The 11944-nt window shown below is 69.8% G+C and carries 9 protein-coding genes; 4 read left to right on the top strand and 5 right to left on the bottom strand.

What is annotated here, in order from left to right; genetic code table 11:
* The first annotated feature begins 42 nt into the window (after window positions 1-42).
* Both ACFWP5_RS19865 and ACFWP5_RS19860 read left to right on the top strand, forming a co-directional pair.
* Window positions 43-1044, top strand: coding sequence for a LacI family DNA-binding transcriptional regulator (locus ACFWP5_RS19865; protein ID WP_384157792.1), 1002 nt, complete (start codon window positions 43-45; stop codon window positions 1042-1044).
* A gap of 122 nt (window positions 1045-1166) precedes the next feature.
* Complete coding sequence (locus ACFWP5_RS19860; protein ID WP_384157789.1) at window positions 1167-2840, top strand: glycosyltransferase; 1674 nt, start codon at window positions 1167-1169, stop codon at window positions 2838-2840.
* A 223-nt stretch (window positions 2841-3063) separates the two neighbouring features.
* Here ACFWP5_RS19860 and ACFWP5_RS19855 read toward each other — a convergent pair whose 3' ends face one another.
* Together ACFWP5_RS19855 and ACFWP5_RS19850 are read right to left on the bottom strand one after the other, a co-directional pair.
* Window positions 3064-5241 carry an ArnT family glycosyltransferase gene (locus ACFWP5_RS19855; RefSeq protein ID WP_384157786.1) on the bottom strand — a complete coding sequence of 726 codons (2178 nt, stop codon included), beginning with the start codon at window positions 5239-5241 and terminating at the stop codon, window positions 3064-3066.
* Window positions 5242-5358: 117 nt separating this feature from the next.
* Window positions 5359-6189 carry a transcriptional regulator gene (locus ACFWP5_RS19850; RefSeq protein WP_384157783.1) on the bottom strand — a complete coding sequence of 277 codons (831 nt, stop codon included), beginning with the start codon at window positions 6187-6189 and terminating at the stop codon, window positions 5359-5361.
* 824 nt (window positions 6190-7013) lie between these two features.
* Between ACFWP5_RS19850 and ACFWP5_RS19845 the strand changes: the two genes are divergently transcribed.
* Window positions 7014-7415: a cold-shock protein gene (locus tag ACFWP5_RS19845; protein WP_384157780.1), complete on the top strand. Its 402-nt coding sequence runs from the start codon at window positions 7014-7016 to the stop codon at window positions 7413-7415.
* A gap of 9 nt (window positions 7416-7424) precedes the next feature.
* Window positions 7425-8567, top strand: coding sequence for a prephenate dehydrogenase (locus ACFWP5_RS19840; protein ID WP_384157777.1), 1143 nt, complete (start codon window positions 7425-7427; stop codon window positions 8565-8567).
* Window positions 8568-8729: 162 nt separating this feature from the next.
* Here the strand turns inward: ACFWP5_RS19840 and dpgC are convergent, their stop codons facing one another.
* The 3 genes from dpgC to dpgA are packed head-to-tail and all read right to left on the bottom strand — an operon-like array spanning window position 8730 to window position 11943.
* Window positions 8730-10064 carry a (3,5-dihydroxyphenyl)acetyl-CoA 1,2-dioxygenase DpgC gene (gene dpgC / locus ACFWP5_RS19835; RefSeq protein ID WP_384157861.1) on the bottom strand — a complete coding sequence of 445 codons (1335 nt, stop codon included), beginning with the start codon at window positions 10062-10064 and terminating at the stop codon, window positions 8730-8732.
* A 17-nt stretch (window positions 10065-10081) separates the two neighbouring features.
* A complete protein-coding gene (gene dpgB / locus ACFWP5_RS19830) occupies window positions 10082-10774 on the bottom strand; it encodes an enoyl-CoA-hydratase DpgB (protein ID WP_384157774.1) in 693 nt (230 codons plus the stop codon).
* Between the two features lie 11 nt (window positions 10775-10785).
* Window positions 10786-11943, bottom strand: a complete 1158-nt coding sequence (gene dpgA, locus ACFWP5_RS19825) for a 3,5-dihydroxyphenylacetyl-CoA synthase DpgA (protein WP_384157857.1) — start codon at window positions 11941-11943, stop codon at window positions 10786-10788.
* Window position 11944 lies beyond the last annotated feature (1 nt).

The following is an 11944-nucleotide window of genomic DNA, read 5'->3' as shown; positions in this document are numbered from 1 at the left end:
TGCTACCGCCCACCCCGTCCCTACGAACTGGAGTCGCCCCACATGACCACACGGCCGCCGACGCTCGACGAGGTGGCGCTGCGCGCCGGGGTGTCCGTCGGAACCGTCTCGCGTGTGATCAACAACCGGCGGCACGTCAGCCAGAAGGCGCGGCAGGCGGTGGAGAGTGCCGTGGCGGAGCTGGGCTACGTGCCCAACGTGGCGGCCCGTTCGCTCGCCTCGCAGCGGCGCGGCGCGGTGGTGCTGGCGATCTCCAGTGACGATCCGGCGCTGTTCGCCAACCTCTTCTTCGCGGAGGTCATCACCGGCGTGAACGCGGTGATGGAGGAGACCGACCTCGAACTCCTGCTGATCCTGGCCGCCAACGAGCGGGGGCGGGCCCGGCTCACCCGCATCCTTCAGTCCCGGGGCGCGGACGGCGTCATGCTGCTGGCCCTGCGTGAGAACGATCCGCTGGCGAAGGTGGCCGAGGCGGGGAACGTCCCCGTCGTGCACGGGGGCCGCTCCCTGGAGCGGGGCCCGCGCTGGTACGTGGACGCCGACAACCGGGGCGGGGCCCGCGAGGCCGTGGAGTACCTGATCTCGAAGGGCCGCCGTGCCATCGCCACCGTCACCGGCCCGCTCGACATGCACGCGGGTGTCTCCCGCTACCTGGGCTTCCGCGAGGCGGTCGCCCTGGCCGGCCTCGACGACCACCGGGTGGCCCACGCCGACTTCAGCGAGCTGGGCGGCGCCGCGGCGACCGCCCGTCTCCTCGACGAACACCCGGACCTGGACGCGGTGTTCGTCGCCTCGGACGCCATGGCGGCGGGTGCCCTGCACGTCCTGCGCGAGCGCGGCCGGGCCGTCCCCGAGGACGTCGCGGTCGTCGGTTTCAACGACATCCTCACCGCCCGGCACACCCAGCCCACCCTGACGACGATCCGCCAGCCCATCGTCGCGCTCGGCAGCGAGATGACCCGGATGCTGGTGCGCGTGCTGGCCGGCGAGGAGCCGACGCCCCTCATCCTGCCGACGGAGCTGGTGATCCGGGAATCCGCGTGACACGGCGGTCGCGACCGTCCGGTCCCTCGCACGCTCCGTAAGGCGCACACCAAGAGCCGTACAACTAATCCCCAACAACAAGTGTCTCGTAGGGCAACAACACTTGTCCCGGGGGGGATATTTTGATCAAGGTAAGCGTTGTCGTACCCGTCTACAACGCCGGTTCCTACATTGACCGTTGTGCGCCGTCGCTCGTCAACCAGAGCCTGGGGGCCGACGCGTACGAGGTCGTGTACGTCGACGACGGGTCGACGGACGACTCCGCCGAACGCCTCGAACGGCTGGCCGAGGAGCATGCGCACGTCCGGGTCTACCGGCAGGAGAACTCCGGCTGGCCGGGCAAGCCGCGGAACGTGGGGGTCGACCGGGCCGAGGGGAAGTACGTCCAGTTCGTCGACCAGGACGACGAGTTGTCGTACGAGGCGTTGGAGCGGCTGTACGCCCTGGCGGAGCGCAACGGTTCGGACATCGTGCTGGGCAAGGTCCACGGGACGATGCAGGGACCCAGCAATGTGTTCAAGCGGACGGTCGAGCGGTGTACCGCCGCCGACGCCCCGCTCTTCGAGAGCCTGACGCCGCACAAGATGTTCCGCCGGGACTTCCTGCGGGAGCACGGGATCCGCTTCCCGGAGGGGCGGGTCAGGCTGGAGGACCAGCTGTTCATGGCGCGCACCTACGTACGGGCCAAGACGGTGTCGATACTCGGCAACTACCCCTGCTACCGATGGAATCGGCGCGAGGACGGCGGCAACAACAGCAGCCGCCGGATCACCGCCGACGACTACTACGGCCACCTGGACAAGGTCGTGGAGGCGATCAAGGAGGGCACTCCGCCGGGCGACCTCCAGGACCGGCTGCTGCGCCGTTCGTACCGCGTGGAGCTGCTGCGGCCGGTGAGCGAGCCGCGGGTGCTGCGGCGCACCGGGAAGGACTTGGAGGAGTACTTCACCACCGTCCGCCGGATGGCGATGACGAGCTATCCGCCGGGGGTGAGCGAAGGGCTCCCGGCGATCAGCCGGCTGCGGGCGGAACTGCTCGTGCAGGACCGGCTGGAGTCCCTGGTCGAACTCGCCCGCCGCACCGAGCAGATCAAGGCGCACGTCGAGGTGGACGACCTGCGCTGGCGGAACGACAAGCTGGTGATCCGGACCCGGGTCGGCATGGTCCGGGCCGACGGCGAGCCGCTGACCGTCGTGGAGCGCGGTGGCCGGATGCTGCTCGACCCCGAACTCCTCGACGGCATAAGGGGAGCGGAGAACTGGGAGGTCCCCGACCCCTTCTCGCACGCCTACGGGGAACTCATCGTGCACGACACCGCCGACAACCACTGGTGGTATCCCGACGGGGAGTTGACCCCGACCCTGGAACCGCTCGGCGGAGACCGCCACCGGGTCGTGGTCACCGGCGAGACGGTCATCGACCCGCTGACCCTCACCGGAGACGCGCCGATGAACCCCGGTTCCTATCAAGTCTGGGCCAGCGCACAGCTGTTGGGCGTCGGGCGCCGCCCTCGGCTGGCCGCCGCCCCAGGCAGTACCCGCATCCTCCTCGGCACCGTCGCCGTCGGCACGCCCTCGCGTCTCGTCTCCCCCACCTGGGCCGGCCCCGGCGGCCAACTCCGGCTCACCGTCGGCACACCCGGCCGGATCGGCACCACCCGCCGCGTCCTGCTCCGCACCACCGCCGACCACCGCCTCCGCCACGGCGTCCGCGAGGTACTGCGCCGCCTGCCGCCCGGCGCACGCCGGAACATCCGCGCCACGGCGCGGCGGGCGGAGGGGTGGATGCTGGGGTAGCGGGGGCGGCTGCCGGAAAGGCGCGAGGCCGAGGTGGTCATCTGTGGCCGTACCGCCACCGGCAGCCCTCCGGTCCGGTCGGCGCCCGGACTGCGCAGGTCGTGCGCGCCGCGCGCCGCGCCGGGGCTGGCAGGCGCCGATTCGGATTCCGATCTTCGGTTCCCCCGCTCGCCGGAGACCGGGTAAACCTGGTCGGCGCCGGTCGAAGACCTGGTGGCACGGTTCAGGCGCACTTGTACAAGGTCAGCATCGGCTCGTCGGCGGACACGGTGACGCCGTAGGTCGCGGGGGCGACCGCGGTGCAGTCCGAGTACACCCAGCTGTTGATCTTCAGGGTCTCGGAGGCGTCCTTCCCAAGGGCGGGGGGACTTTTGGGTCTCGGCTCGCCGGCTGCCGGGCGGGGGCCGCTCAGCAGGGCGAAGCGCAGACGGCCCTCCGCCACGAGGTGCTTGTACGCGGCGAGGGTGACCGGACTGGTCGTACCGGAGTAGCCGCCCAGCGGGAGGACGGGCAGGCCCTTGGCGTAGATGTAGGGCGCCGCGGTGCTCCAGCTGTCGGCGGAGAGCGTGAACTCGGCGTTGCCGTTGTGCTGTTCGACGTAGGCGAGGAGTCTGCGCTGCCCGGCGGTCAGCGAGGTGGAGTCGGGACCGTCGGCGGCGCCGATCGCGACGGGAGGCCCCGCGTTCGCCTCGAAGGCCGATCCCGCGTACCGCTCGTCCAGTACCGAGAGCGACCACGCCGTCGGTGCGGCGAACATCGCGACGCATCCGGCCAGCAGTCCGGTGACTGCAATTCCTGGGCCTCCGACACGTAGGCCTCCGATCCGTATGCTCCTGGACGCGCGGCCCAGGGCCATGACGGCGATGAGCGCGGCCGCACAGACGACCGGGATGAGCCAGGGCGCGAAGTCGGTGTGGTCGGACGCCAGATGAACGGTCCAGGCCGCCTCGGCGGCGATGACGGCAGGCAGCACCCAGAGACGCCAGCCGGCGCGTGCGGTGCGGTGGGCACGCCAGAGTTCCACGGTTCCGGCGGCGGACAGGGCGGCGATCGCGGGGGCGAGGGTGGCGAGGTACGCGTTGTGGGCGAAGGAGAAGGAACTGAGCACGGCGGCCGTCGTGGCCAGCCAGACGCCCCACATCAGGTAACCGGCGCGGGCCTGATCGGTGCGCGGGCCCTTGCGGTGCCGGACAAGACCGGCGATGAGGCCGAGCAGTGCGAGCGGATACAGCCAGCCGATCTGCGTCGTGTACGAGGCGTCGCGGAGCAGCTTGAGCCGGCCACTCGACCCGGTTGCGGGGGCCTCGGCCATCCGCGCGGCATCACCGCCTCGCGTACTCGGGCCCTGGGCTGCCGAGTTCGGGCCTTGCGATCCGCTCGCGGCCTCGGAGGACGGAGGTGCCTGCCCCTGCCCCTGCCCCTGCCTGGAGCTCTGGCCGGCGCTCCCCTCGCGCTGGTCGCTCCGACCGTCGCGCGGGGACCCGCTCCCGGGCCCCCCTGACGTTCCGTCATCCGCGCCACTGATCAGACCAGGATCGAAGCGGTTGAAGCCGTTGTAGCCGAAGACCATCGAGAAGGCGCTGTTGCCGGTGGAGCCGTCGGCGTACGGGCGTGCGTCCTGCGGGGTGAAGGTCATCAGGGCCACCCAGGACAGAGACACCGCGAGCATCACCGCACCCGCGGCCAGCAAGTGCCCCGTCCGTCGGCGCAGAGTGACCGGCGCGGCCACGAGGTAGCCGACGAGCAGCGCCGGGACGATGATCCAGGCCTCCATCATCTTGGCCTGGAAGCCCAGTCCGATCCACAGGCCGCTGAACAGCAGCGGACGCAGCCGGGCGGTACCTACGGCTCGCTGGTACTGGTCCGCCGCGAGTGTCAGGCACATGACAGCCATGCCGTCGAGCATCGCGTGTCCGAACATCGAGACGGCCACCGGTGTCAGTGCGAGCGAACCGGCGGCCAGCAGTCCGGCCGCGGGCCCCTGCCAACGACGGACCATCCGGTACATCGCCAGCACCGAGACGACGCCCTCGACACACTGCGGCAGAGTCAACGCCCAGGCGTGGAAGCCGAAGACGCGGGCGGAGAGGGCCTGCGGCCACAGGAATCCACCGATCTTGTCCAGCGTGATCGTGGCCGACGGGTCCAGCGCCGTGAACAGGAAGGCCTTCCAGCTCACCGACATACTGCGGGCGGCGACCGAGTAGTAGCTCGCATAGCCGCTGCCGGTGATGTTCCAGGTGTACAGGAACGCGGCGAGGGCGGCGATGCCCAGCAACGCGGGCCGGGCCCATCGCGGCTGGTCGGCGGGTGACCGCCAGACATGTCGGCGGGGGCGGGATAATCGGTCGTCGGATTCGGTGACGGTGGACGTACCGGATTCGGTGATCGAGGTGGTCATGATCGCGGCCAGTGCCTTTCGACTGGGACCGAAGCCAGGCGCGCAAACGTTGTCATTGCGCGCCTGGCACCGACGCTCCTACACGAAGTCACTCCCCCGCGCGAGCATCACGCGAGGTCACACATCACGCGAGATCACATCGTCCGTTCGACGACCTTCGATGCGTACGCGCTCATCCAACAACTTGGCGAAATTCGCCCAGATCTCGGCGTATTGCAGGGCGAGATCCACAACCAGGGCTCCGCAATGACTCGGTACGGCGGCCGTCAGGTCCGCCCACTCCCTCGTCGCAATCTCGTTCTGCTGCAGCAGGCGCAGAAGATGCCGCCCCTCCTCCTTGTGCCGTAACGAAGGATCTCTCAACAGCTTTTCCACTACAGAGGCGGTGTCCGCCGAAGCCTGGTGCGGGAAACGGTCCGCCCGGGGCTTGGTGATGTGTGCCATCGCCTCGGATCGCGCCTGTCCATCGGTGGTCTCGTGGCGCTCGGCGACCGGGGCCCGACCGGATTCGAGCCGTTTACGGACGTCGCTGACCGTCGCGGGCGAGATGCCCGCGTACCGTGCCACCTCGCGCAGAGAGGCCTGCGGGCGTTCGGCTATCAGTTCGGCGGCCCGTCGCCTGCCTTCCACGCTGCTCAGAGGGCGCACCTTCCCGTCCCTGCCGACGCGCGCGTCGAGTTGGGGGGCGATGCCACTCGTACGGCGCCGGATCGCCGCGACAGCCTTGGCCCCGAGGCCGGCCGCGCGTGCGATCGCGCGGTCCGACATCTGCGGATGCGAGGCGATGATCCGACCGGCGGCGGTGCGGCGATCGGCCAGCGACAGGGGAAGACCGTGCGAGACGTTCGATGCGACCGAGCGCAGGAACGCGTCCTCCGGTGATCCGTCGAAGAACTCGACTTCTATGGTGTGCTGACCGCGCAACCGGGCAGCCAGCAGTCGGTGCATTCCATCGACGACCCTCATGGTGTGCCGGTCGACAAGAATTGCGGGAATGGGTGAGTCAAGCTCTGCGAGTCGCGCTACATGCTCTTCGTCCTGCCCCTGAGAACGGGGAGAATCTGCGGGCTTGAGTGATGCGATCGGAACAGGGAATGAACTCCTCTTTCGTTCAATTGGATCCCATGTCGAGCCGCTTTCTACGGCAGGGCTTTCGGAATTTGACTCCAGTGTGCGGACTGACTGAATCAATGTATTCACCCCGTTGTATTTCGGCTTGCCGTATGCCTGTCGCCCTCTACGGGCGCGTTCACCACCTTCGGCCTACCGCTCCCCCAGACGTTCGTCCCGCTCACTCCCATTCAGAACCGGCCCGCGCGGGCCGCGGACGGGGCCGAACGACACGCACCCCACACAGCCCTCCGCATCCCCACGGTCACAGAGCACCGGTCCTCTGACATCGTCCGGTTTCCACTGCGCGCTGTCGACCGTACGAACGAAGAAAAAAAGTGTCGACCAAGTCTTGACTTATCCGACCTGAACCCTCTGGCCGCGCATCGCCCGATGAGTGAAGGCCGGACGGGCACAAGCGAGGTACACAGGCGGTAACGGAACTCCTGATTCAACCGGCCGGAGGCGCCCAAGACATTTCAGCGGAATTTAATATTCCTTCCGCTTCCCCGGCCCTTCACTTCCCGTGATGACCCGCCCGAACCGGTGCGGTGGATTCTCCGTATCGGCGAAGTTGCGCAGTCGCTCGATCGGCGTGGCTCTGCCTACGATTCACTCCAGGTTTTCGGGCAAGGGGCCCGGGTCCGCAGGGGGTGGTTGGGATGGTCGCTGGTCGTGTGGTGCGCTTCGACAGCTCGCGAGGTTATGGATTCATTGCGCCCGCTCACGGCGGGGAGGATGTCTTTCTGCACGTGAACGACTTGCTGTTTTCCGAGCCCTATCTACGCTCCGGCATGATGGTTGAATTTGAAATCGAAGACGGCGAGCGCGGCCTCAAGGCAACCGGCGTACGGCTGGTCCAGGACCCGGGCGAGGGTCCGCCGGCTCCCCGCGCGGCGGACGAGGACGACTCCCTGTGCGATGTGCTCGCCACCGAGGAGTTCGCCCGGGAGGTCACCGAGATCCTGCTGGCGGAGGCGCCGTCGCTGACCGGTGAGCAGATCCTGCAGATCCGTGGCGGGCTGACGCAGTTCGCCAAGAACCACGGCTGGACCGAGGGCTGACGCGACCCGATGAAGGCTGTCAGCGTCATCGGAACGGGTGCCATCGGCACCTCCGTCGCACTGGCCCTGACCCGTCGGGGCATCACAGTGCACCTGGAAGACGTGAGCGCGACCGCCGCCAGGACCGCCGAAGCCATGGGAGCGGGTTCGGTACGCGCACCGGACGGGCGCGTGGATCTCGCCCTGATCGCCGTGCCTCCGGCACACACCGGCGCGGTGCTCGCGGACGCCCAACGCCGTGGCCTCGCCCGCGCCTACACCGATGTCGCCAGCGTGAAGGCGCAGCCGTACGCCGAGATCGACTCGGCCGGTGCCGATCCGTCGACCTTCATCGGCGGCCACCCCCTCGCGGCCGCCGAACGCTCGGGACCGCTCGCCGGGCGCGCCGACCTGTTCGCGGCACGGCCGTGGATCCTCACGCCGTCCGCGCGCACCGACCAGTCCGTGCTGAACCGGGCCCTGGAGCTCGTCTTCCTGTGCTCGGGTGTGCCGGTCATCATGGACGCCGCCGTCCACGACCGCACGATCGCCCTCACCTCGCACGCCCCCCATCTGATTTCCACGCTCATGGCGGCCCAGCTGGCGCAGGCGCCGGAGGCCGACATCCGGGTGTCGGGTCAGGGGCTGCGGAACGTCACCAGCATCGCGGGCGGCGATCCCGTGCTGTGGCGGGACATCCACGAGGCGAACGCGGACGCGCTGGCGGACGTGCTCGACGCTTTCGCCACCGATCTGACCCTGGCCGTCGATGCGCTGCGCGCACTGGGCGGTTCGGACCCGGTGTTGCGGAAGCGGGCCGAGGCCGGCCTCGACGCACTCCTCGAACACGGCAGTCGCGGGCGCGCCCGGGTGGCGGGCAGGTCGGGTGCGCCATCGGCGGAGATCGCCCGGCTCTCCGTGACCGTGCCGGAGCAATCCGGCACGCTGACAAGGCTGTTCACCGCCGTCGACGCGTTCGGGGGCCGTATCGAGGACGTACGGCTGGAGCAGGCCCAGGAGCTGCCGTACGGAAAGGTCTCCCTGTTCGTACGGCGGACGTCCGCCTCCGAGCTGTCCCGGCTGCTGACCGCGGACGGCTGGGCCGTCACCCTCGCACCCGCCGCGGCGTCCTCGCCGGAGAGTGCCGCGCGTTCCGCTTCCCTCAATTCCTGAGCCGCGTGGGCCGCTGAGAGTACGCCCGGTCGTCAGCCGCGGCCAGCCCGCCGGAGCACATGCCGAAGCCCCGCGCGGGGCCGTGGAAGCGTGAACTGTGGCTCCGCGCGGGGCCGTTGAAGCACTGATCGGAATGCGGGGGTGTTCAACCGCAGCACTGCCTCAGTTGAACACCGCGGTCCTCTTCGCAGCGGTGAAGCCGCCGACCTTGTCGATGACGTCGGGGCTGTAGAGGCGGAGCGCCTGCTGGAGGGCGAACTCCGCCATGTAGCACCGGAAGTCGTCGACGGACTCCTCGGCGAGGTTCAGCATGTGGCGGTTGGCGAGGACGGCGGGACTGCGCAGTCGGTCGAGGCTCCGCTCGACCGCGATGTCGAGTTCCTCGCCCTCGTGGACCTCGTCGAACACCAGCCGCGCCTCCGGCTCGGTGGCCCGCAGGCGTCGTCCGCCCAGGATCAACTGCCGGGCGAGGCGCGGGCCGACGGCCCTGATCAGCCGGAAGTCGGAGGCGCCGGGAATGATCCCCTCCTTCGCCGCCGGGAGGCTGAAGAAGGCGTCCGACGCCGCCAGCACCTGGTCGAACACCAGGAGGATCTGCGCACCGCCACCGATGGCGAAGGTGTCCACCGCGGCGATCCAGGGCTTCTCGACCGTGCGGGACCACCGGGTCGTCGCGCCGTCCTCGACGAGGACCCCCCGAAGGATCTTGTGGATGTAGCCCAGTTCACGCCGCAGCAGGAAGTCGACCAGTGAAATGCCGCCGCCGTGCAGGGACTTGAGGTTCACTCCCGCGCTGAACACCCTTCGGCCCCGGTAGCGGGGGTGGATCATCTCCCCGCCACGCAGCAGACAGACCTCCACCGAGGGGTCCAGCAGCGCGAGGTCGACGGCGGTCTCCATGTCGTCGATCTGCCGGTCGTCCTCCGCGTTCAGACAGTCGGTACGGCACATGGTCAGACGCGCCGCACCATCGGTCCGCTCCAACCGCACGGAGCCCAGGTCGGCCGTGCCGGTGGCGAGGAAGCCGGGCAGCAGCCCGAGGGCGCGCGGGGTGGGACGCAGCATGGCGTCGAGCAGGTGCCGGCCGGCCGACGGAGAGTTCAGGACCGCCCGGAAGAAGATTCCCTGGTCGATCTCGTCTCCTTCCTTTTCCGCCTGCGGCCGGCCCCGCTCGGTCGCGAGCCGCTCGGCGGTGGGCACCAGGCCGGGAAAGGCGGTGGCGGCACTCGACGCGAGCCGGTCCAGCCGCACGGAGCGGGTCCGGCCATCGGTGAGCTCGTCGTAGACGGCGTCGGCGTGCGCGTCCATGAACGCGGCGCGCAGGCTCCGGGCGGTGTCCGTCGCCGACGCGGCGGCGGCGCGCTGTCCGGGTGTCCTGAGGGCCGGCTCGGGCAGGGCGGCGAGCAGGTCGTCGGTCCGCGCGCCGGCCTTGGCGAGCACTTCGCGGGCCCGCGCCGGCTCGGCCCGTACGTCCCGGAGGTCGTTCCCGGCCTCCATGTCCCCGTGGTCCGCGCTCACGAGCGTGCTCCGACTGCGGCGGCACGGCGCAGCGCTCGGTCACAGGCCGCGAGGTGCACGCCCAGGGCCTCCTCGAAGGTGGTCGTGGGCGCGTCGAGCAACAGCTGTCGGCGGATGGCGAGTTCGGTGCCAGAGACGGCACCGGCGCGTTCCTCCGCGGTGGTCGCCGCGGTCACCGGGTCGTCCGCCAGTTCGTCGACGAGTTGCAGTGCCAGCGCGTCGGCCGCCTCGACGGGAGTGCCGAAGAGCACCGCCCGGCGGATGGCGGCGGCGCTCGCCCCGTACCGGGCGAGCCGGTAGAGGGCCATGCCGGGCCAGGTCGCGCCGTCCTCCACGGACACCACCAGGCGCGCCGAGCGCGTCGCGATGCGGTAGTCGGTGGTCAGCAGCGCGTCCAGAGCCGCTCCGCCGCAGTTGCCGTCGGCGACCGCGATGGTGGTCGCGGGCAGCCGCTCCAAGCGGCGCAGCACCCGCTCCCACTTGTTCACCAGCGGCACCGTCACCTCGCGCGCCCAGGACCCCTCGGGTACGCCGGAGACGTGGATGGTCGCGTTGCCGTGGCCGGCGAGGTCCTCGACTCGGTCGCAGAAGGCGCCGACGGCCGCGATCGTCTCGGTGGACAGGGGACGCCGTCCGTCGACGCACAGGACGCGCTCCGAGGTGTCTGCCGTACCTGTGGTGCTGCTCATCCGCTTCTCCGTCACCACTGCACCAGGGCAGTCTCGATGGTCGAGCCAGGGCCCATGGTCATCAGTACGCCGTAGTCCCCTGCCCGGGTCACCCGCTCGGTGAGCAGCCGTTCGTAGGAGAACAGGAAAGAGGAACTCGACACGTTGCCGTAGTCGCGCAGGACGCCGGTGGTGTGCCGTACGTCGTGGCGGGTCAGACCGAGGTTGATTCGTACGGCGTCGATGACCTTCTTGCCGCCCGAGTGCACCAGCCAGTGCGCGATGTCGCTGCGGCGCAGTCCCGCGCCGTCCAGCAACCGGTCGATCACCTGCTCCGCGTTGGCGCCGACGACGTACGGCACCTGGGGGTCCAGGTAGAAGCTGAACTTCCCCTGGTCGTCGTCCCAGTCGTAGCGCATCGCGTCGACCGCCTCGGTGATGAGATGGCTGGCGAAGCCGAGGATGCGGGGACTGCCCGCTGCGGAGGGCGGGCCGCCGGGCGCGCCGGAGGTGACGTACGCGGTGTCCGGGGTGTCGGCGATCAGGGCGATGGCGGCCGCGCCGTCGCCGAACAGGCTGTTCACGACGGCGGTGCGCAGCGTCGAGTCCATGACGTACGCCGCCGAGCAGGCCTCGGTGCAGAGCATGACGGCGACCTTGCCGGGGTTGGCGACGGCCCAGCCGGCGGTGGCGTTGAGCGCGTTGAGTCCGGCGTTGCAGCCCATGCCCACGACGTCCACACGGCTGGTCGCGGCGCTGATTCCCATGTCCCGGATGAGCAGGGCGCTGATACCGGGGGTGAGGAAGCCCGTAGTGGTCACGCAGCACAGGTAGTCGATGTCCGACAGCTCGATGCCGGAGTTCTCGAGACAGGCCGTCACGGCCCTGGCTCCCATGTCGAGGGCGACTCGCTTGTGCTTGGCGAGGAGCGCGCCCTGGGCTTCCGGAGCACGTGTGCCGTCGGCGGCCTCGGGCGGGATGGTGAGGTGGCGCCGCTCGATGGCGCTGTTGAGGAAGACGGAGCGGACCTTGGGATCCGTGATGCGGAAGAGGTCGAGCAGTTCCGGCTGACTGTACGAACGCTCCGTGGTCGCGGTGCCGACGCCCGCGATCCGGGCGGAGCCCGTCGTGGGTTTCGCGGCGAGATCCGGACGGTCCAGAACGGCGGTGCCCGGAAGAATCGTTGTGATG

This window comes from Streptomyces sp. NPDC058469, assembly GCF_042721125.1.
Taxonomy (GTDB): domain Bacteria; phylum Actinomycetota; class Actinomycetes; order Streptomycetales; family Streptomycetaceae; genus Streptomyces.
Note: the sequence above shows the minus strand (reverse complement) of the source record. Positions and strands in the feature narration are given on the sequence as shown.